The 19,983-nt window shown below is 70.6% G+C and carries 22 protein-coding genes, 1 tRNA gene and 1 pseudogene; 3 read left to right on the top strand and 21 right to left on the bottom strand.

Annotated features, from left to right (window positions below):
* Positions 1-68: 68 nt before the first annotated feature.
* The gene (locus tag ACQEV2_RS14725) at positions 69-1,064 is read right to left on the bottom strand and encodes a methyltransferase domain-containing protein (protein WP_433040250.1); all 996 of its coding nucleotides are present in this window, start codon (positions 1,062-1,064) and stop codon (positions 69-71) included.
* Positions 1,065-1,201: 137 nt separating this feature from the next.
* On the opposite strand from ACQEV2_RS14725, the gene ACQEV2_RS14730 reads away from it, so the two are divergent.
* A complete protein-coding gene (locus ACQEV2_RS14730; protein ID WP_134041762.1) occupies positions 1,202-1,606 on the top strand; it encodes a globin in 405 nt (134 codons plus the stop codon).
* A 42-nt stretch (positions 1,607-1,648) separates the two neighbouring features.
* On the opposite strand, the gene ACQEV2_RS14735 is transcribed toward ACQEV2_RS14730, so the two are convergent.
* Genes ACQEV2_RS14735 through ettA form a run of 3 tightly spaced genes read right to left on the bottom strand, consistent with a single transcriptional unit; the run spans position 1,649 to position 4,452 of the window.
* On the bottom strand, positions 1,649-2,344 hold the full coding sequence (locus ACQEV2_RS14735) for a hypothetical protein (RefSeq protein WP_433040253.1): 696 nt from the start codon (positions 2,342-2,344) through the stop codon (positions 1,649-1,651).
* Positions 2,341-2,781: an acyl-CoA thioesterase gene (locus tag ACQEV2_RS14740; RefSeq protein ID WP_433040256.1), complete on the bottom strand. Its 441-nt coding sequence runs from the start codon at positions 2,779-2,781 to the stop codon at positions 2,341-2,343. Before ACQEV2_RS14740 ends, ACQEV2_RS14735 begins: the two co-directional genes overlap by 4 nt.
* A gap of 6 nt (positions 2,782-2,787) precedes the next feature.
* A complete protein-coding gene (ettA, locus tag ACQEV2_RS14745; RefSeq protein ID WP_433040259.1) occupies positions 2,788-4,452 on the bottom strand; it encodes an energy-dependent translational throttle protein EttA in 1,665 nt (554 codons plus the stop codon).
* A 302-nt stretch (positions 4,453-4,754) separates the two neighbouring features.
* Here ettA and ACQEV2_RS14750 point away from each other — a divergent pair, with 302 nt between their 5' ends.
* Positions 4,755-5,030, top strand: a complete 276-nt coding sequence (locus ACQEV2_RS14750) for a hypothetical protein (protein WP_433040262.1) — start codon at positions 4,755-4,757, stop codon at positions 5,028-5,030.
* A gap of 274 nt (positions 5,031-5,304) precedes the next feature.
* On the opposite strand, the gene ACQEV2_RS14755 is transcribed toward ACQEV2_RS14750, so the two are convergent.
* The 4 genes from ACQEV2_RS14755 to ACQEV2_RS14770 all read right to left on the bottom strand — a co-directional run bounded on the left by ACQEV2_RS14755 (position 5,305) and on the right by ACQEV2_RS14770 (position 11,637).
* Positions 5,305-6,726 carry a Cys-Gln thioester bond-forming surface protein gene (locus ACQEV2_RS14755; protein ID WP_433040265.1) on the bottom strand — a complete coding sequence of 474 codons (1,422 nt, stop codon included), beginning with the start codon at positions 6,724-6,726 and terminating at the stop codon, positions 5,305-5,307.
* A gap of 261 nt (positions 6,727-6,987) precedes the next feature.
* On the bottom strand, positions 6,988-7,452 hold the full coding sequence (locus tag ACQEV2_RS14760; protein WP_433040268.1) for a single-stranded DNA-binding protein: 465 nt from the start codon (positions 7,450-7,452) through the stop codon (positions 6,988-6,990).
* A 423-nt stretch (positions 7,453-7,875) separates the two neighbouring features.
* Positions 7,876-10,026: a GTPase gene (locus tag ACQEV2_RS14765; protein WP_433040271.1), complete on the bottom strand. Its 2,151-nt coding sequence runs from the start codon at positions 10,024-10,026 to the stop codon at positions 7,876-7,878.
* Positions 10,027-10,029: 3 nt separating this feature from the next.
* Positions 10,030-11,637, bottom strand: coding sequence for a dynamin family protein (locus tag ACQEV2_RS14770; protein WP_433040274.1), 1,608 nt, complete (start codon positions 11,635-11,637; stop codon positions 10,030-10,032).
* 322 nt (positions 11,638-11,959) lie between these two features.
* Between ACQEV2_RS14770 and ACQEV2_RS14775 the strand changes: the two genes are divergently transcribed.
* Positions 11,960-12,032 (top strand) — tRNA-Arg (locus ACQEV2_RS14775).
* A 177-nt stretch (positions 12,033-12,209) separates the two neighbouring features.
* Here the strand turns inward: ACQEV2_RS14775 and ACQEV2_RS14780 are convergent.
* The 13 genes and pseudogenes from ACQEV2_RS14780 to ACQEV2_RS14840 all read right to left on the bottom strand — a co-directional run bounded on the left by ACQEV2_RS14780 (position 12,210) and on the right by ACQEV2_RS14840 (position 19,973).
* Complete coding sequence (locus ACQEV2_RS14780; RefSeq protein ID WP_433040277.1) at positions 12,210-13,604, bottom strand: tyrosine-type recombinase/integrase; 1,395 nt, start codon at positions 13,602-13,604, stop codon at positions 12,210-12,212.
* On the bottom strand, positions 13,604-13,801 hold the full coding sequence (locus ACQEV2_RS14785; RefSeq protein ID WP_433040280.1) for a helix-turn-helix transcriptional regulator: 198 nt from the start codon (positions 13,799-13,801) through the stop codon (positions 13,604-13,606). The genes ACQEV2_RS14780 and ACQEV2_RS14785 overlap by 1 nt, the downstream gene beginning before the upstream one ends.
* The gene (repSA, locus tag ACQEV2_RS14790) at positions 13,798-15,159 is read right to left on the bottom strand and encodes a replication initiator protein RepSA (RefSeq protein WP_433054451.1); all 1,362 of its coding nucleotides are present in this window, start codon (positions 15,157-15,159) and stop codon (positions 13,798-13,800) included. Before repSA ends, ACQEV2_RS14785 begins: the two co-directional genes overlap by 4 nt.
* A gap of 14 nt (positions 15,160-15,173) precedes the next feature.
* Positions 15,174-15,371, bottom strand: coding sequence for a hypothetical protein (locus ACQEV2_RS14795; RefSeq protein WP_433040283.1), 198 nt, complete (start codon positions 15,369-15,371; stop codon positions 15,174-15,176).
* Entirely contained in the window at positions 15,368-15,577 is a 210-nt protein-coding gene (locus ACQEV2_RS14800; protein ID WP_433040286.1) for a hypothetical protein, read from the bottom strand. The genes ACQEV2_RS14795 and ACQEV2_RS14800 overlap by 4 nt, the downstream gene beginning before the upstream one ends.
* Positions 15,578-15,665: 88 nt before the next feature.
* Positions 15,666-15,983, bottom strand: coding sequence for a SpdD-like protein (locus ACQEV2_RS14805; protein ID WP_433040289.1), 318 nt, complete (start codon positions 15,981-15,983; stop codon positions 15,666-15,668).
* Between the two features lie 24 nt (positions 15,984-16,007).
* Positions 16,008-16,163, bottom strand: a complete 156-nt coding sequence (locus tag ACQEV2_RS14810) for a hypothetical protein (RefSeq protein ID WP_351056428.1) — start codon at positions 16,161-16,163, stop codon at positions 16,008-16,010.
* 9 nt (positions 16,164-16,172) lie between these two features.
* Positions 16,173-16,364, bottom strand: coding sequence for a mobile element transfer protein (locus ACQEV2_RS14815; protein WP_433040293.1), 192 nt, complete (start codon positions 16,362-16,364; stop codon positions 16,173-16,175).
* 22 nt (positions 16,365-16,386) lie between these two features.
* On the bottom strand, positions 16,387-17,049 hold the full coding sequence (locus tag ACQEV2_RS14820; RefSeq protein ID WP_433040296.1) for a DUF2637 domain-containing protein: 663 nt from the start codon (positions 17,047-17,049) through the stop codon (positions 16,387-16,389).
* Between the two features lie 5 nt (positions 17,050-17,054).
* Complete coding sequence (locus ACQEV2_RS14825; RefSeq protein ID WP_433040299.1) at positions 17,055-17,258, bottom strand: hypothetical protein; 204 nt, start codon at positions 17,256-17,258, stop codon at positions 17,055-17,057.
* A gap of 80 nt (positions 17,259-17,338) precedes the next feature.
* A pseudogene (locus tag ACQEV2_RS14830) lies at positions 17,339-18,695 on the bottom strand (FtsK/SpoIIIE domain-containing protein).
* A gap of 2 nt (positions 18,696-18,697) precedes the next feature.
* Complete coding sequence (locus tag ACQEV2_RS14835; RefSeq protein ID WP_126392297.1) at positions 18,698-19,054, bottom strand: hypothetical protein; 357 nt, start codon at positions 19,052-19,054, stop codon at positions 18,698-18,700.
* 139 nt (positions 19,055-19,193) lie between these two features.
* Positions 19,194-19,973: a GntR family transcriptional regulator gene (locus ACQEV2_RS14840; RefSeq protein WP_433040302.1), complete on the bottom strand. Its 780-nt coding sequence runs from the start codon at positions 19,971-19,973 to the stop codon at positions 19,194-19,196.
* Between the last annotated feature and the right edge of the window lie 10 nt (positions 19,974-19,983).

The following is a 19,983-nucleotide window of genomic DNA, read 5'->3' on the forward strand; positions in this document are numbered from 1 at the left end:
GGCACTTTCTCGCCGTACGACCGCCCCCTCCCCGTGTTTCACCACCCGTGTTTCAACCTCCCGGCGTTTCAACCGGGCAGCGCCCACGCGTACGGCCCCTCCGGGTCGTCCAGCCACGCCCACTCGTGCTCGCCGCTCACCGTGATCCCGTACCGCTCCCGCTGCGGCTGTCCCTCGCGCTCCCACAGCGCGTACGCCTCCTGCGGATCGAGGCTGCCGCGGGTCAGCGCCAGCAGGAAGCGGAACAGCTCGTGGTCGCGCGCCCGTCGGGGCAGCCCGCCCAGATGCGCGGCCCCCGGCTCGGAGCGGCTCCCGCCCCGCAGCGGCACGAAGTAGGCGGGCGTGTGCAGGAAGCGCCCTTCGGCGTGCTCGGCGTCCCGTACGGCGAGGGCGACCAGGCCGGTGGCGAGCGGGGTCAGGATGCGGGCGCCCGGGCGGCACTGGGCGAGCCAGGCGCGCGGGATCGACGGCAGGGTGCAGGTCGCGATGATCCGGTCGAAGGGGGCGCGTTCGGGCATGCCGCGTGCGCCGTCGCCGGTGACGACGACGGGGTGGTACCCGGCGGCGGCCAGGTGCTGCCGGGCGGACTCGGTGATCTCCGGCTCCAGGTCGACGGTGGTGACGAGGTCGTCGTCGCCGAGCCGGTGGGCGAGCAGGGCGGCGTTGTAGCCCGTGCCCGCGCCGATCTCCAGGACTCTGTCGCCGTCCTCCACCTCCAGCGCGGCCAGCATCATCGCCATCAGGGACGGCTGGCTGCTGGAGGAGAGCAGCTCGCCGTCGCGCAGCCGGGTGGCCAGCGGGGTGTCGGCGTAGGCGCCGCGCACCCAGCGCTCCCGCGCGGCCGGGTCGGGGCTCTGGCCCCAGCGCCGCTCGTAGCCGCCGGCGACGCCGACGTAGTAGTACGGCACGAACAGATGCCGCGGAACCGCCGCGAAGACGCCACGCCAGACGGGGTCGTCGGCCCAGGCCCCGCTCGCGTCGATCTCGCGCACCAGTGCGGCCCGCGCCGACGTGGCGAGGCCGGCGAGTTCCTCGGCGTCCCTGTCAAGATCCTGCGTGCTCATACGTCCACTGTGCTGCGGCCAGCGGCACGAGGCGAGTGCCGTGCCGGACGGATCCGGAATCGGGGACTCAGTGGGCTCCGGGGGCGGGTGGTCCTAGGCCTTGAGTCCTGGGTCGGCCGGTCTGAGACCATGGATCCGTGAATGAGATTCGGCGCGGCACACTTCAGGAGCAGACCTTCTACGAGCAGGTCGGCGGGGAGGAGACCTTCCGCCGCCTTGTCCACCGTTTCTACGAGGGTGTCGCCGAGGACCCGCTGCTGCGGCCGATGTACCCCGAGGAGGACCTGGGCCCGGCCGAGGAGCGGCTCACCCTGTTCCTGATCCAGTACTGGGGCGGCCCGACGACGTACAGCGAGAACCGCGGCCACCCCCGCCTGCGCATGCGCCACGCCCCCTTCACCGTCGACCGGGCAGCCCACGACGCCTGGCTGAAGCACATGCGGGTCGCCGTCGACGAGCTCGGCCTCTCCGAGGAGCACGAGCGGACGCTGTGGAACTACCTGACGTATGCGGCGGCGTCGATGGTGAACACGGCGGGCTGAGCCCCCGACTCCCGGTTCGGCGAGGCGGTGAGGCGGTGAGGATCAGCGGACGCTGACGTCCAGCGCCCCGAGCCCCGCCCGGCGTACGGCGATCGACCCGTAGGGCGTGCGCAGCCGCAGCCACGCCCCGGAGGACAGCAGCGCCGGCTCTTCCTGACGCCCGGCCAGGCCCGCGGCTCCTTGCGGTCGCAGGAAGCCCAGCGACTGGGCCGCGTGCACGGCCCGTACCGGCAGGCGCGTCTCCCCGACGGTCCGGGACCAGATCTCCCGCCCGATGCGGTCGAGCTCGGCCCGGGTACGCCGCTCGGGCGCCAGCTCCTGCGTACGGGACCGGAATTCCGCGACGGCCGCGCCGACCATGGCCCGCAGCTCGGTCGGTGCCGGCAGCCCCGGCTCGGCTCGCCAGCCACCGCGCGGCGGCAGCACTCCGGCCCAGGGCGGCCCGGTCACGGCAGCCGGTACGACGGCGGTGGCCGCCTTCTCGTCGACGGACTCCAGCAGCTCACCGGCGGACACGGTCACGTCCAGCATGACGTCGAGCCCGTCCTCGTACGGCTTGGCGAGCCGCACCGCGCGGATCGCCAGCACCTCGAAGGACGGCGGCCGCCCGAAGACGGCGAGCGCGGTGCCGGCCGCCTGCAGGCGCACCGCGGCCGAACGGTCGTAGTGGAGCAGCCGGGAGAGGAAGGCCGCGAGATCCGCCGCCTCCCCCTCGTCGGCGAGGTGGAGCACCGTCATGCGGCGACGGCCTCCTCCTCGTCGTCCGGATCGCTCTCGTCGTCGGCGGAGTCGTCCATGTATTCCTGGAGGAACTCCTTCTCCTCCGCGGTGATCCGGCGCGGCCGCTGTGCCTCGAAGTCGAACGGCACTATCACCGTCGACGCACGGACGTAGACCAGGTCGTCGTCCTTCACCTCGTAGGTGAGGGTGAAGGACGCGGCCCTGATCTGCGTGACCCACAGCTCGATGTCCACGGGCGCGTGCCTATGGACGAGCTGCCGCTTGTAGTCGATCTCATGACGCGCCACCACGGACCCCTGCTGGAAATCCTTGTCCGGGCGGAACAGGAAGTCGATACGGGCTTCCTCCAGGTACCGGAGGAACACCACGTTGTTGACGTGGCCGTACGCGTCCATGTCCGCCCAGCGCAGCGGGCAGCGGTAGATGTGCCGCAAGATCGATCAGCCCCGCGTCAGCTTCTTGTAGGTGGCACGGTGCGGACGCGCGGCGTCCGGTCCGAGCCGCTCGATCTTGTTCTTCTCGTACGACTCGAAGTTGCCCTCGAACCAGAACCACTTGGACTCACCCTCGTAGGCGAGGATGTGCGTCGCGACGCGGTCCAGGAACCACCGGTCGTGGGAGACGACGACGGCGCAGCCGGGGAACTCCAGCAGCGCGTTCTCCAGGCTGGAGAGGGTCTCGACGTCGAGGTCGTTGGTCGGCTCGTCGAGGAGCAGCAGGTTGCCGCCCTGCTTGAGGGTGAGCGCCAGGTTCAGACGGTTGCGCTCACCACCGGAGAGCACACCGGCCGGCTTCTGCTGGTCCGGACCCTTGAACCCGAAGGCGGAGACATACGCCCGCGAGGGCATCTCGACCTGGCCCACATTGATGTAGTCCAGCTCGTCCGAGACGACGGCCCACAGGGTCTTCTTCGGGTCGATGTTCTCGCGGCTCTGGTCGACGTACGAGATCTTGACGGTCTCGCCGACCTTGATGTTGCCGGAGTCGGGCTGCTCCAGCCCCTGGATCATCTTGAACAGGGTGGTCTTACCGGCACCGTTCGGGCCGATGACGCCGACGATGCCGTTACGCGGCAGCGTGAAGCTGAGGTCGTCGATGAGGACCTTCTCCCCGAAGGCCTTGCTGAGGTTGTTGACCTCGACGACGACGTTGCCCAGGCGGGGGCCCGGCGGGATCTGGATCTCCTCGAAGTCCAGCTTCCGCATCTTGTCGGCCTCGGCGGCCATCTCCTCGTAGCGAGCGAGACGCGCCTTGGACTTGGCCTGCCGCCCCTTGGCGTTGGAGCGCACCCACTCCAGCTCTTCCTTGAGCCGCTTCTGCCGCTTGGCGTCCTTCTGGCCCTCGACCTTGAGGCGGGTCGCCTTGGTCTCCAGGTACGTGGAGTAGTTGCCCTCGTACGGGTAGGCGCGCCCGCGGTCGAGCTCGAGGATCCACTCGGCGACGTTGTCCAGGAAGTACCGGTCGTGGGTGATGGCCACAACGGTCCCCGCGTACTTGGCGAGGTGCTGCTCCAGCCAGTTCACGGACTCGGCGTCGAGGTGGTTGGTGGGCTCGTCGAGCAGCAGCAGGTCGGGCTGCTCGAGCAGGAGCTTGCACAGCGCGACGCGGCGGCGCTCACCACCGGAGAGGTTGGTGACGGGCCAGTCGCCGGCCGGGCAGCCAAGGGCGTCCATGGCCTGCTCGAGCTGGGCGTCGAGGTCCCAGGCGTTGGCGTGGTCGAGCTCCTCCTGCAGCTTGCCCATCTCGTCGAGCAGCGCGTCGGAGTAGTCGGTCGCCATCAGCTCGGCGATCTCGTTGAACCGGTCGAGCTTGCCCTTGATCTCGGCGACACCCTCCTGGACGTTCTCCAGGACGGTCTTCTCCTCGTTCAGCGGGGGCTCCTGCAACAGGATGCCGACGCTGTAACCGGGCGACAGGAACGCGTCACCGTTCGAGGGCTGCTCAAGCCCCGCCATGATCTTCAGAACGGTCGACTTACCGGCACCGTTCGGGCCGACGACGCCGATCTTCGCACCCGGAAGGAAGTTCAGGGTGACGTCGTCGAGGATCACCTTGTCGCCGTGCGCTTTGCGCGCCTTGCGCATGGTGTAAATGAACTCAGCCAAGAGAAACCGTCCGGCAGCTTGAAATCTGGCAGTGGGCAGATACACCCCATCTTGCCCGACGGCCACCCTTGGGTGGTAACCCGTATGGTCAGGGGGCTCTGACCTGGGGCTTCGCCGACGGAGGCTCAGTGGGTGGTGCCGGGAAGCGCGGTCGTCCGGGTGGTTTCGTAATTGAGATCGCGCGTCACGGCGTGCCGTTCGGACATTTCCGGATTTTTTCATATTAGCTTTCCGTGACTGAACGAAGTCGATCTGTCACGGATCGCACCCACTCGCACACACCTCACTTCACCGGAGATGACATGCACAAGCTTCGCAAGGCTTCCGTCCTGGTCGCCGCGCTGGGGAGCCTCGGCCTCCTGAGCACCGGCACCGCCGCCGCCCAGGGCCTCGACGGTCACGGCAACAGCGTCCTGCAGAGCTCGAGCTGCAAGTCGCACGACCTGAACCTCGATGTCCTCGGCCAGGTCGGCGTGCTCAACGGCGTGCTGGGCAACGCGCTCAACGGCGAGGGCAACTCGGGTGGCCAGGACTCCCACATCGGCTCGACCATGGGCTGCAACAGCAGCGCCTTCTAGCCCGCGCTCCACAAAGGGCTTCCCACCACGCAGCCCGGCAGGCATCCGCAGGTCGGCGAAGGCTGATCGACGGCATCGACTGCCGGGCGCGGGCCGGTGCCCCACGGCAGGACCTACCGGTGGAGTACGGGCCGTGGGCAGACGGTCCATGGGTCCCGCCGAGGGCAAGCACCGGTGTCTGGCGTCAGGGGCCTGACCCACGCAAGTGGATCAGGCCCCTGACTCCGTTCTCTGCCGGATGGGAGAGGAGAGAAGAGGAGAACGTCGTCCGCGTTCAGTCCTGGGCCGGCGCTTCCCTCTTCCTCACGACCACCAGAGCCGCGCCGCCGATCAGGACCAGGCCGATGGCGATGCCGGCGATCAGGGGGGTCATGTCGGAGCCGCCGGTCGCGGCGAGGTTGGTGTCGTCGGATGCCGTGCCGACCGTGGCGGGGCTCGGCTCGCTGAGGGTCTGGGTGGCGGGGCCCGCCGCCTCGGCCTCGGTCACGTGCGTCATGCAGTCCAGCACGCCGGTGAACCGCTTCTCGAAGCCGCCCGGCCCCTCGATGGTGAAGTCGTACGCCTGGTCCTCCTGCAGCGGGACGGTCACCGTCCGCGACTCGCCCGCCGGGATGGTGTGCTCGATCCCGAGCAGTTCGAAGGTGAACGGCTCGTCCCCTTCGTTGGCCGCGGTGATGTCGACACCGCCCTTGTCGCAGTTCTCCGCCGCGGACAGCGCGGGTATCGCGCCGGTCCGCGCCCAGGTCGCGCTCGCCGTCGCCGAGACGGTCGACTCACTGGAGCCCGCCAGGATCTGGGTCTGACTGCGGCTCTCGGCGGCGAAGGCCCGCCCCACCGGCACGGTCGTCGAGGCCTGCACCGTCAGCTCGGCCTGGCCGGCCGCGGCCTTCTCGGGCACGTCGAAGAACACCTGGCCACCGTCGACCGCGGACGTGACGGCCTTGCCGTCCTTGTCCACGATCCGCACCCCGCTGGTGGCCGCGTCCGCCGGCGGCGTCACGGTCACGCTCTCCGCGTCGGTGTGCACCGTCACCGGGCCGAGCCGCTCACCGGGCCGGCCGGAGACCGCGGGCGGGTCGAGGGTCAGCGAGGCCCGGGGCTCCGCCGCGTCCCGGGCGCTCTTCTCGAGGTAGTCCGCGAGCCGCTCGGCCTGCGGGTCGAGGGCGTCGACGTCCACGCCGTCCGAGTAGCGCCAGATGGCCACCTGCGTGCCGGCCGCCGCGTCCTGCTCGGTGAGGGCGCCCTTGACGCCCGCCTTGCCGGCGAGTGCCGCGAGGTCGTTCACCTGCGGGTAGGAGTGCTGCAGGATCCAGCGGATCTTGCCGGCGTCCTTGTTGGCGCCCAGCGAGGTGCCGCCCCAGGGCGTCTCGTGGTAGCGGGCGTCGCGCTGTGTGGGGTTGTGGATGTCGACGCAGTACGTCTGCAGAGTGCCGCCACCGTCGACGGACATCTCGAACAGGCCCGCCGAGATCTCCTGGTCCCCGGAGTCGGCGTGGACGACCGCCGCGCCGTATGTCTTGAGGCCGCCTATGGTGGCGGTCGCGCCGCCCTGGCCCTGCGCGGTTCCCTCCGCCACGGCGGGGCCGGCGCCGGCCACCACCGAGGCGGCGACGAGCCCGGACATCAGGGTCGCGGCGGCGAGGCGGGCCGCCCCTCGCCGCCCCCGCACCGACAGCGCAGAGAACGCAGCAAACACAGAATTCCCCTTCGAGCAGGACCCGTTGACGTGGGGGGACGGTCCCACCAGCAGAGTCTTCAAGCCCCGAGAGCCATGCCCGGCATCCTAGGTACGCGGCGCACCACGCTTCCCTGGGATCCCGTCGCAGGGCCGATCCGACTCGGAATCGTTATCGCCAAGATCCCTTGTGAGCAGGGCTTATCGACAAATCCACCGGGGTCGTTCGGAACGCATTCGCCGATAAGCCGCAGTTCGGTCAGGTCCTGGGCGTGACTGACGTCACGTCACCGCGACTGGTTCCGGGGCCTGTTGGGAGCTGTTGTCCGAAGGGGACGTCTCCCAGTCGGGCTCCGGTCGCTCCGGGGCCGCGGCGACGCCCGCCTCCGGCCTGGGAGTGCGCCGGAAGGCCGAGGTGCCGCGGGCGAGATCGTGGCCGATCGCCAGCGCGTCGATGTCGGCCGAGGTCCAGCTCTGCCCCTCCCGGACGTCCGAACGCACCTTCAGCCTGCCCTGCACCACGACGGGGTCGCCCACGTTCAGCGACCCGGCGGCGTTCGTGGCGAGCTGCCGATTGGCCCACACCGTGAAGAAGTTGGTGTGCCCGTCGGTCCACTCGTTCTTCCCACGGTCCAGGTAGCGCGAGGTCACCGCCAGCCGGAAGCGCGCGGACGGTCCCGTCGCGAGCTCCCGGTACACCGGCTGCGTCGCCACGTTGCCCACTGCGCAGATGATCGTCTCGTTCATCTCGAACCCCTCCCTCGCCCGGCCGCTCCCGCCGGGCGGATACGCGTACGGGCCCGTCCCGTACGGCTGCGTCCGACATGACGGCATGTCCCTGGACGTCCCTCTGTCCCTGGACGTCCCTATGTCCCCGGACGTCCCTGGTGCACCGCCGTCACCGCGATCGACCGCGTCCGTCGCGATCGCCGCGAAGCCAGACTGCCTCCGCCGGGCCGAGCCCGCTGAGCCCTGTGGACCACCGCCCGCTTGTGGATATCTCCGCCACCCGGACGAGTGAGCAGCCCACGGCTGCCGTCCCAGGACGCTCCCCGCCGTCCCAGGACGCTCACCTCAAAGATCGCCCCCTCCTCAAAGCCCTTCACAGACCGGCCCCCCCTCAAGCGCCCCTCAGAGACCCCCGTCAAAGACCGTCTCCCAGGCCCCGGTTCACCTCACCGCGCCCCCAACCCCCATCACCCGCCCGTACTGCTCCCGAACCTCCCGATAGCGCAGCAATTCGGCAGCCACCGGATCCAGCACCCGGGCCCGCCCGCACCCGGCCGCCGCCTCCCGCAACCGCCGCTCCGCCTCCATGCCGTACCGCCGCGCCGGCCCTCGTGCCGCGATCCGGCAGCCCCACTCGACGAGCGGCCCGCCTACGATGCCCGCCATCATCAGCAGCACCGGCACGCCCAGGTTCGGCGCCATCACCCCGATGATCTGCCCCACCAGCCACAGCCCGCCGATGACCTGAAGGATCGTCATGGACGCCTGTACCAGCACGGCCGCCGGCCACCAGCCCGGCCTCGGCGGCCGCCCCGGCGGCAGTCCGGCCCGCGCGGCCAGCTCGTCCAGCGCCTCGGGCAGCCCCTGAGCCCCCCGTACGGCCGCTTCGCGCACCGCCTGCGCCCAGGGCGCGGGCAGCCCGGCCGACGCCTGTTCGGCGACCGTACGCACCGCCTGTTCGACGCGCTGGCGCGCGGTGGCCTCCTCGTCCGTCTGGGCGCGCAGGGACAGGCGCCCCGTCGGGGGCTCGCCCCGGTCCTGGTACCAGCGCCACAGCCGCAGCCACGGCGTCCCGCACGCGCGGTTGGCGTTGCGCAGCCATGCCCGCTCGGCGGCCTCGCCCGCGGCGGTGGCGCCGATCGCGTCCGCGAGCCGGGCGGAGAACTCGTCCCGTGCCTCCTCGCTGAGCCCGGTCCGCCGACGCGCGGCGTATACGGGCCGCAGCCGCCATCCGGCAGCCTCCACATCGGCCGCGACCCGCCGCGCCGCGGCCCCGCGCTCCGCCACGAACTGGCCGAGCGCCTCCCGCAGGTCGCCGACGCCCTCCCCGGTGAGCGCGGACAGCGCCAGCACCGTCGCGCCCGGTTCGCCGTGCTCGCCCAGCGCGATGCCGTCCTCGTCGAGCAGCCGGCGCAGGTCGTCGAGGACCTGGTCGGTGGCCTCGCCGGGCAGCCGGTCGATCTGGTTGAGGACGACGAACATGATCTCGGCGTGTCCCGCCATGGGCCGCAGATAGCGCTCGTGCAGGACGGCGTCGGCGTACTTTTCCGGGTCGACGACCCAGATGACCGCGTCGACCAGCGCCAGAACGCGGTCGACCTGCTCACGGTGGGCCACGGCCGCCGAGTCGTGGTCGGGCAGGTCGACCAGGACGAGCCCGTGCAGCTGCCCGTCCGCAGCCGCGCTCTGCGCCGGGCGCCGCCGCAGCCGCGGCGGAATGCCGAGCCGGTCGATGAGCCCGACCGCGCCGTCGCTCCAGCTGCACACCAGGGGCGAGGCGGTCGTCGGACGCCGTACGCCCGTCTCCGAGATGGTCACCCCGGCGAGCGCGTTGAACAGCTGCGACTTGCCGCTGCCCGTGGCACCGGCGATGGCGACGACGGTGTGCTGCCCCGAGAGCCTGCGCCGCGACGCCGCCTCGTCGAGCACCCGGCCCGCCTCGGCGAGCGTCTTGTTGTCGAGCCGGGCGCGCGAGAGCCCGACGAGTTCGCGCAGCGCGTCGAGCCGGGACCGCAGCGGCCCGTCGTAGGCGAGCGGCATCACGACCTGCCGGCCGGAGGTCCGCGTCTCCACGACCACGGGCTGCTCCGCAGCGGCGGTCTCATTCACCCGCCGCGCGATCAGCCCGTCGTCCCAGGGGGCCCCGGATTCCGTACCGGAGGGGGATTCTGTACGGGACGAGGATTGCGTACGGGACGAGGATTGCGTACGACGGGAAGGGGCCCCGTCCTCAGCAGCACTGCCGGAGCCGGGGGCACCGCCGGGGCCGTGGGCGCCTGCGCGCGCGGGAGCGGCACTGTCCGTCACGCGCGCGTGGCCCGTGCGCCTCTCCGGCCCCTCGTCCGCGGCGGAGTTCTCGCCCTGCCCGGGCTCTCCCTCCTCGGCCGTAGGGGCGCCTTCACCCTCGCCGGGCTTGTCTTCAGCCAGGTCGCCCTTCACCAGCGGGACATTGTCGGAAGCGGCCTCAGCAGGGGCGTTGTTCTCCCGTTCCCGTTCCCGTTCGTCGTCGCTCTTGGTGGCGCTGTCCTCCGGGAGATCGACGTGTTCCGTCTGGTCCTGTTCCGTTTGGTTCTGGTCAGTGACGGCGGTCACCGGTCACCTCTCCTTCTGCAGTACGGACAGCGCGGCGATGAGTTCGGCCTGGGGGTCCGGATGGACCTCCAGGGCGTCGAGCGGTGCGAGCCGACGCTCGCGTTCGTTGTGCATGACCCGGTCCAGGTGCTCGGCGAGCAGCCGCCCGGCCCGGTCGCGCAGCCGCAGCGCCCCGTGCGCCCCGATCCGCTCGGCGAGCCCCTCCCCCGCGGACCGTGCCCGGCGGGCGCCGAGCAGCGCGGTGGCCACGAGGGCGGCGACGACCTCGGGATCCTGGACGACGCCGCGATCGACGTCGTTCACCTCGTCCTCGGCGTACTCCTCGAGCTCCCGCCGCCATCGCCGTACGGCCATGCCGATGCGGTGTTCGACGCTCTCCGGCCTCGGGTCACGGGGCATCAGCTCGGGCGCGTCGGCGGCCGGTTCGCGCCGCCAGGCGTCGTCGACACGCTCGTCAGCGGCGGTGACGGCGCACAGCAGGAGGGTGCTCAGGCTCTCCACCAGCGAGTCGAGGAGCTCCCCGGCGGAGCAGTCGAGCGGAAAGGCGCGCCAGCGCTTCAGGGCGTCGCCGGCGAGCACGGCGCCGGACTGCAACCGGCTCCGCACGCGCGCGTACTCGCTGTCGTACGCCGAGTCGACGGCCGCGGTGAGCCGCAGCGCCGCGGCGTACTGGGAGGCGGCGGCGGCAGCCAGTTCGGGCAGGCGGGCCTTGAGGGAGTCGAGGAGGCCGTTGGCCGTACGGGCCATGACTTGCTCGCGTGCCGCCGGGTCCTGCGCCTGATGGACGAGCCAGCTGCGCAGCTGCGCGACCGCCGTGGCCGGGAGCAGTCCGCCGCCCCAGGCCGACTCGGGCAGCTCGGGCACGGTGAAGCGGGGCACGTCGCCGAGGCCGGCCTTGGTGAGGAGCGCCCCGTACTGCCGCGACACCTCGGAGACGACCTGGTGGGGCACCCTGTCCAGGACGGTCACGAGGGTGACGTCGTACTCCTTGGCGGTGCGCAGCAGGTGCCAGGGGACGGCGTCGGCGTACCGGGCGGCCGTCGTGACCATGACCCAGATGTCGGCCGCGCAGATCAGTTCGGCGGCGAGGGCGCGGTTGTCGGCGAGCAGGGAGTCGATGTCGGGCGCGTCGAGGAGGGCGAGCCCGGGGGGCAGTGTGTCGGCGGTCTCCAGCCGCAGCACGCGCGCGGGGTCCTCGCCGGGCAGCATCAGTTCCTCGGCCGGATCGTGCTCGGGCACCCACACACGCGTGAGGTCGGGCAGTACGCGCATCGCGCTGAACCAATGATGGTCCTCCGGATGGCAGACGAGTACCGGGGTCCGCGTCGTCGGCCGCAGTACGCCCGCCTCGGTCACGCGCCTGCCCACGAGGGAGTTGACGAGCGTCGACTTCCCGGCCCCGGTGGATCCGCCCACCACGGCCAGCAAGGGCGCTTCGGGCTCTCTCAAGCGGGGCACCAGATAGTCGTCGAGCTGCGCGAGCAGTTCGTCGCGGTTGGCACGCGCGCGTGGGGCCCCCGCCAGGGGCAGCGGGAAGCGTGCGGCGGCGACACAGTCGCGCAGGGCGGAGAGTGCGTCGAGCAGCTGAGGCCGTACGTCCAAGGTCACCACATGCGAAGAATGCCCAATTTTAGGGGAATTCTGAAGCATATGAGCATGTCTGCGCGCCGACGGGACACAAGGGGCGGAAGGGGCGACTGGGACACAGGCACAGTCCAGGCATAACGAGTGCACAACACCCGGGGCGCAAGAGGCCAAAAGCGGTGCACGATTCGTACCTGCCTGCGATTATCAGGACCGCTTCACCGAACCTCCACATCGAGCCACGGAGGCGAAGCAACAGGGACATGGATGCGGGAGCCCTATCCTTGTCCCCGGCAACGTCACGGATCCGGCCCACACCCGGGCACCACGAACGAGGCCACCACAACCGGCCCCCGTAGCTCAGTGGATAGAGCAGGCGCCTTCTAAGCGCTTGGCCGCAGGTTCGAGTCCTGCCGGGGGCGCCCTCTCTCCGCCCTCCTTCGGGAGGGCGTTTTTGCTGTTCAGAGCGGGTGTCGCCGGGTGCGACGAAGCCCCGGTCCCTCCCCCAACGATCAAGGGAGGACTCCGGGGCTGTCCGGCTGTCACCGGGTTTTTGCGGGTGGCCGTGTCGAATACGTGTCGAAGTTCTTGGCCGCGGATCAGCCAGCGCCGGGCACGTCGGGGAGATCCCCGGCCGCTTCAAGCCGCCTCTTCAGATCCGGCAGTTGCCCGTCGACGCACCGGGCGTAGGTGGCGAGCAGCACGGGCACGCTGTTCCCGGCCCACTCGGCCACCTGAGCGGGAGGGACCCCGTCGTTCAGCCACTTGGTCAGGCGGGTGTGCCGGTTGTCGTACACGCGCTTCCCGGTCGGCGAGTCGAAGACGTGCGGAGGCAGTACCGCCAGGCGAGCACTGCGCCAGGCCCGGCGGATGACTGAGCCCGCGAGGATGCCGCCGTTCTCGCCCTGAAACAGCAGATCACCCGGCTTGAGCTCTTCGTCTTCGATGTGCTGCCGCAGGATGCGAGTCAGGGCGGGATGCCCCGGCACGGTGCGCGTGTCCCCTTCGGCGCGGCCCTTGAGGTCGCGTTGCTCGTGGATCTCTCCGGTGTCGGTCCACTGCTTGCCGACTTCCGGAGTAGCTGTGTGGATCACCAGTTCGCACCACTGGTCGTCCGCGTCGACCTCGGGCAGGCTCACGTCCCGCACGCGCATGGCGACGGCCTCTTCGGGGCGCGTTCCGCAGTAGTACAGCGTGGCGAAGAAGGCATGCAGCCGCTTGCCACCACGGGGCCGTCGACGGATCCAGTCGAGGAGCGCCGCCGCCTGGTCGGGGTTCAGCAAGCAGCGCTTGTCCACGGCGTTGGTCGTCTTGGCGACAGTCGTGGCGTCCTTCCCCTTGGGAAGAGGGTTGGTCCGCAGGATCCGCCGCCGGATCGCGTACTTCATGACGACGTTGAGGATCCGGCGATGCCGCTTGCGGGACCAGGCGGCCGCCTGCTTGCCGTCGAGCAGGGTGTCGATGGCCTGTAGAACGTCGTCGACCTTCTCGGGGTCCTCCCAGGCCGAGACCGGAAGGGAGTTCCGCTCAACCCATCTGAGGATGGTCACCACATCCCGCGGTGCTTCCGATCGGCGGTTGGCGTTGAACGCCCACTCGCGCAGAGCCGTCCGCACGGCCACGGGATCGAACTGGCTGGGCTGGGCACGGAGCAGCGCGAGAGTGGTGGCCGTTAGCGTCTTGGCGGTGTTCTTTCGGCTGTTGCCGCCAAGCTGGGGCCACCGGGCGTCCACGTACTGAACGGCGAACTTGTACCAGCTCATGGCAGCCGACTTGGAGCGATGGGACACCGGCAGCCCGGTCGCGATGACGAACGCCTCGCCCTTGCCCGTGGCTTGGATCAGTTCAGACCGGAATCCCTCAGCAAGCGGCAGGGTGTCGAATGGCTCGCGCCAGCGCTTGCCAGCGACCACCCAACGCACCGTGTAGGTGGTCTTTCGAGCGCCCTTGTACGTGAGGATCTTGTAGACCTTGACGTCGTACGTCGTCTCCATCAGGCGACGTCCTCCCGGTCGTCGAGCCAGTTGTCGAGCTCGCTCCGCCGGATCCTCAGGTCGCCGTTCGGGAGCTTGATGCAGCGAGGTGCACGCCGCTTGGCACGCCAGTCGTAGAAGGTCGAGCGCGAGATGCCCAGTTCCTCGCAGACCTCAGCGAGGGTGAGCATGTTCCGTGATCGAACGGCGGTGGTCATGTTGTGCTCCCTTCGCTGAGCAGGGCCTCGCGGGCGGTTTCGCGGTTGAGCTCGATGTGCCGGCGGATGGTGGCCGCGAGAGCGGACTCGCCGGGTGTGTGGCCGTGTCCGGCGTACTGCCAGTCGGCCAGGACGAGGACGGTGTCCGGCTCGCGGTCGTCCAGGCCGAGTGCTTCGCGTTCCTGGGCGGCGCGGTAGTCGGCGCGTGCCTGGCGGAGGGCGCCGAGGGTGGTCGAGTAGCGGCGGGACTTGGAGCTGAAGTGGCCTCGGAAGCCGAGCATGTGGGCCCAGGCCCAGAGGCGGCGGTCCGGGTAGAGCGGGTCGAGGATCTTGCATGCCTCGATCAGGCGGCGGGTGTGGTAGGGAACCTGGTGGCGGTCGAGTTCGGAGAGTTCGCCGATGCGGCGGTCGAGGGTGCCGGTGTTCTCGGCGGCCTTGGTGGCGTACTTGGCGACGTAGGAAGCGACGGCCTGTTCGGTGATGTCGGAGCCGTCGCCGAAGGCCTTCACGGGGCGGATGTCGAGCTGCGTGCCCCAGCGGAAGTTGCGGGCCGGTTGGTCGTCGGCGGCCGGGACTGAGACCGAGGTGTACGAGTGCGTCGCGGCGGCGTGGATGGCGTCGGTCAGGAGGTCGACCGTGGCCCAGGCGGGGGGTGGGGTGTCAGGTCCCTCCGGGCCGTCGAGGCGAATCACCGCATGGAAGTGGAGGGCGCCGCGTTTCTGGAACTCGGCGACCTTGCCGTACGAGAGGCGTACGTGGTTGGGGAGTTCGCGGCGGGTGAGTCCGACGCGGGCGGCGATCTCGCGGCGCAGGCGGGTGGTGAAGCGCTGCCAGAGGTCGCCCGCGTGGTTGTTGAAGAGGACGGCGCTCGCGTAGTCGTACGTCGTCGGGTCGAGGGCGGTGCCGAGAGCGGGGTCGTCGGCCGGGTGGTGGGTGCCGCAGCGGCAGCTGCCTCGGTCGGGGCGGTTGTGGACCGGGCCGAAGGACGGGGCGGTGAGGGTGGCGAAGACGCGGGGGTGATCGCGGACCGTGGCCGGGATGTCGCGGTGGTCGTCTCCGGCGAGTCCGGCGCGAATGAGGTGGTAGGTGTCGCCCGCGTACGTCCAGGCGCAGGCCGGGCAGCGCGAGGCGCGACGGTTGCCGCAGGCGACACGGAGGCGTCCGCCGGGCTCGTTCTCGGTGGAGTAGTGGTGCAGGGTCTCGCCGGTGGTCTTGTCCTTGTGCAGGACCCAGCCGGTCAGGTGGATCGGGTCGGCGCAGCCTCCGGTGCGGCGGATCTGGTCTTGCCAGCGGTCGAAGCCGGGGAGCCCGGCCACCCTGAGCGCGTCGCTGAGGGTGACCGGGTCCAGGCCCGCGATGGCCGCGGAGTTCGTCACCGGCGCCACCCCCGCTTCTGCGGGGTGTTGGCGTCGGCCGAGGACGGGCCGGAGGTGTCGCCCTTGGTCTTGGAGGGTGCGGGGCGAGAGCGGTCGTGGCGCGTGTGTGCCTTGGCCACGCCGATGGCTCGGTCGATGTCCGAGTCGAGCGGGTGGCCCGTGTCGCGCGGGAGTCCGTTGCGGAAGATGCTCATCGGGCAGCCACCTCGCACGCGGTCACGGCCAGACGGGGCCGAAGCGGCAGGGTGCCGGTGCCGTGGCAGGCCGAGCAGTCGACGGTGAGCGTGTGCAGGTGTCCGCGGGAGTCGCGGCCGCCGGACGATATCGCGGCGGTGGCGAAGCCGTCGCAGTTCGGGCAGATCTTCGTGGTTGTGGGGGTGGCCGGGTTGGGGCCGGTCATGATGGAGGTTCCTTCCGGTTCAGTGGATCGGACAGGGACGGCGCCCGGGCGGCGGATGCTTGGCGGTGTCAGGCCGCCCGGGGGCCGGTCAGCGTCGCTTGGCCTCGGAGGCCAGCAGGGAGCGCAAGACGACGGCGCAGACGGCGACCGAGACGCCCGTGATGGCGACTGCCAGCAGGAGCGAGACCAGGACGGCGCCGACGACCAGGACCACGGCCGTACCGCCCCCGACAACGGCCATGAGGGCACCGGGGGTGAGCTGGACCGTGGGCCGGGACGGCGCCGGGGCTACCGAGGCGGGCGTCGGGGTCTGGGAGGCCGGGACGACGGCGGTCGGCTCGACCACAGCGGGCGGTGCGACGGGGCCGGTCGGTGTCGGCATGGTCGGGACCTTCGGACGGAGCATCGGCAGTTCTCCCTTCCGGGTGGGCTACTTGACGAAGGTGTTGATGGCGGGAGCCAGGACGCTGTCGGCGAGGAGGAATCCGCCGAGCAGCAGCACGGCGATGAGCCAGGCGGGCGGGCGGATGAGCTTGACGCCGAGGTAGCCGACAGCGAGCAGGGCGAGCCAGAGCGGTACTTCCATGGCGGTCTCCTAGCGGACGCGGCAGCGGTGGGTACGGGCGGCGAGCTGGGCGGCGGACTGGCTGGTGTAGTCGGCGGACCAGCCGCAGCGGTCGGCGGTGCATACGGCGGCGTGCTTGGTCTGGCCGTGGCGGTCGCGGTGGGTGCCGATCTGCACGGGGCCGATCTGCATCAGCGAGTGGAAATGGTCGCGGGAGGGCATGGCGGGTGGTTCTCCTCTCTGGTCAGGCGAGTTGGGCGGCGATGGCGTCGGCGAGGTGGGGCGGGACGCCGAGGCGGGTGCGGAGGGTGTCGGTGTCGATTGGGGATCCGGTGCGGGCGTGGTGGTCGTGGGCGACCTTGCGGGCGTGGTCGACCAGGGCGGCCGGGACGGGGACCGCTGGGGCCGGGGCAGGTTCGGCGGCTGGCAGGGCCGGGGCTTGCTCGGGGGTGGTGACCGGAGCAGCTTCCGGCTCCGGATCGGGGCTCGGTTCGGGCTCAAGGTCGGGTGCGGGGATGGGTGCCGGCGGAACCGGCACCCGGTCCCCGGTCTCAGTCGGTGCGTGGGCGAGCAGGGTGCCGCCGAGGAAGGCGAGTGCGGGCCACCCGGCGACGACGATGCGCAGCCAGGCCGGGACGTGGTCCAGGTCGAGGACACCAGCGGTGGCGATGTTGGCGCCGAGTGAGGCGACCAGGGCGACCAGGAACCACAGCCAGGCCGTCATGGAACGGTCGGTGCGCAGGCGGTGCAGCACGCAGACCAGCAGCAGGTCGACCGAGACGGGATAGGCCCAGGCCTTCCATCCGGTCTGCCCGGCAGCGGCGGCGAGGTCATGCAGGTGGGCGAAGGACAGGGCACCGGCAATCACGGCCAGGACGAGGACGACGAGACGGATCTTGCTGGGCATGGTTGTCACCCCTCGCCGGGGTACTCGGGGCCGTCGGTGGGGTCGTAGCCGGGCGGGAACAGTCCGGGCGGGGGCTCAGGCAGCGATGCGGCCAGGCACGGGCCCACCGTGTCGACGAAGTCCTGGTCGGCGCCGAAGCTGTCGGCGTAGAGGGCGAGTTGGCCGAGCATCACCACCGTGCGGGCGAAGTCCTCGCAGTTGGGGCACATGGCGGGTGATCTCCTTTTCGGGCATGGCTCGGGTAGGGGCCTGGCGCGAGGCGGTCGCGCCGACCGTGGAGCGGGAGAGTTCAGGGAGTGGCCGGGATGGACTCGACGGCCGGGGCAGCCACCGGCTTGGGGATGCCGAGCGCGGGCCGGAACGGCGCCAGGACGGCCAGGTGTGGGGTCAGGTCGGCGTGCCGGTTGCAGGTGTTCACGGCCTGCCGCAGCGTCGTGTGCGGGGCACGGATGCGATGCCAGCCGCCGGTCGAGTCGCCCGCGATGGCGAGGCCGCGCATGTCGGCGGGGATCTGGATGGCGGCGAGTACGGCGTCCGGGGCAATGTCGCCGAAGGCCATGTTCGCCGAGGATTCGTCGTTGACGCGATGGGCGGTGCGGCCGGTGAGCTGGGCCCGAAGCATGGTGATGCCCTTGCCGAGTTCGGAGCCGAAGCGCTGCCCGCAGATCTCCAGGTAGATCCCGGCGGCGCGGCCGAGCTGGGCGAGCCGGGCGAGCGCGGTGATGATCCGGTCCCGGCGCTTCTCCTCGTCCTTGGTGGCGAACAGGGCGAGTTCGGCGACCTCGTCGACCAGGACCACGATCGGGACCGGGCGCAGGTGTTCGGGCAGGTCCCAGATACCAGCGGCGATCTCGGCGTCCGGGACGTCGGCAGTGATGCGCTGTTCGGCGCGGATGAGCTGGTAGACGTCCTCCATGTGGGCCACCAGCGCGTCGAGAAGTTCGGCGGCGGTGTCCGGGTTGTCGGCGAGCGCGGAGAACCGGCGGGCGAGAGGGAAGAGTTCGACGCCCTGCTTACAGTCAATTTCCGACCAGGGCGACGTCCATCGGAGCCAGCCCGGCGACCAGGTTGCGTTGGTAGACGGACTTGCCGGACTCGGTGGCGCCGAGGGTAAGGGCGTGGGGTATGGCCCGGTAGTCGCGGTAGTGGACCGTGCCGTCCTCACGCAGGGCGACGGGGACCCGCATCGGCGCCGTGTCGGTCTTGGCGGGCATCTGCACCCGCTTGAGCACGTCGTAGCCGGTCATCCGCAACTCAACGACCCCGGAGCGGATTTCACGCGAGGTGACGCCGTACATCGAGAAGGAGTGGCGAAGCCGGTCGGACGCGGCAGCGATGTCGAAGGCGTCCTGTCCGGGCCGGAGCTTGAGCCGCAGCACCAGGCCGGTTCGGGTGGGCCGCAGCCGCAGGATGCGCGGCGGGCGGGACTCCGGCACGGGCCGGTTGGCGATCCTGGCAAGGGTGAGGCGCCAGCGCGAGGGCGGGACGGTCAGCCCGCATGCGTCCATGACCGAGCCGTATCGGACCAGGACGCGCACCACCGCGAAGGTGACCCCGAAGGTCAGCCAGTACCAGGCGGGGCGCCGCCACCGCAGGAGACCCGCAGCAGCGACGACCACAACCACAGCGACCATGAACCACGTCATGATCAAGCCGCCTCGGACACCGAGCCCGCAGCGGCCAGCGACGTGACCGCGACCGCGCGGAAGCTGATGCCCCACCGCTTCTGGCCGTTGAACTCGTTCTCCCACGGCCGGGCAATCAGGCCGGTGAGGGCGACCGGGGTGCCCATGGCCAGCTCGCCGGAGATACCCGGTTCGGGCACGGCCACGGTGACGACCTCCGCGTTGCCGTTCATCACGAACAGCACGTCCACCGTCCACATGGTCTCGCCGCTGTCGCGATCCACCGCGACCTGGCCGGTCTGGCGGTTGACGACCTTCTTCTGCGGGGGCTGGGCAACCATCAGGGTCGCGCCGGAGGTCTCGACGGGAATCTGACGCACAACAGATCACTCCTCTATAGAGGCTGGACTCCACCACTCATGTATATGAGTGACATGAAGAAGAGTGCCTGACTCCTATACATGAGTCAACCCGCCGCGAAGACGAACCCGCGACGGGCTGAGGGGAGTTGAGCGTGCGTCAGTCGGCGGCAGGGATCCGGTACTCGAAAACGAACTGGTCAGCGGCCATGAGCGTGTCGCAGACCTCGACCACGAGACCTTCGGTCGTACGGGCCTCACGGATCAGATGGACGACCGGCGCACTAGGGCTCAACGCCAACTCGGACGCCTCGGCCTTGGAGGCCGGACGTGCTTGCAGCGTCTCGACGAACTCGGCGAACTCGTGCCCGTGGTCTTCGAGTCGGGCGTAGATGCCACCGCCGCCGGGGTTCTCGGCGAACAGCTCCGGGATCTCCTTCACGACATCCCAGGGGAGGTAGGAGGTCGCGGTCTCGACGGGCGTGCCGTTGCGGAAGTAGAGGCGTCGCCGGGCGAGGACCTGAGTGCCGGCGGGGACGCCCAACCGCCGGGCGGCATCCTCGGGGGCCTCCATAGGGCCGATGTAGAGGACGCTCACCTTGGCCGTGGCGCCGGACTGCTCGGACTCAGCGAGGTACGCGGCCTTGCCGCCCTGCCGGAGCGAGCGCCGGAAACGGTCGGAGGAGCGGTGCCGTACGGGCGGCCGATCTTTCACGATCGAGCCCTTGCCGTGCCGGGTCTCGACGAGCCCGCTCGCGCGCACCTCGACCATGGCCTTGCGGATCGTGCCCCCCGAGACGCCATAACGGTCGACCAGCTCCGACTCGCTCGGCACCATGTCGCCAGGCTTGAGGACGCCCGCCCTGATCTGCTGCACGATCTCGTCAGCGATCTGCACGTAGCGAGGTACGGACCGCTCACCTCCTACTGCGGTTCCCATAGTCCTTCAC

Source organism: Streptomyces sp. CA-251387, from assembly GCF_050936625.1.
Classification (GTDB): domain Bacteria; phylum Actinomycetota; class Actinomycetes; order Streptomycetales; family Streptomycetaceae; genus Streptomyces.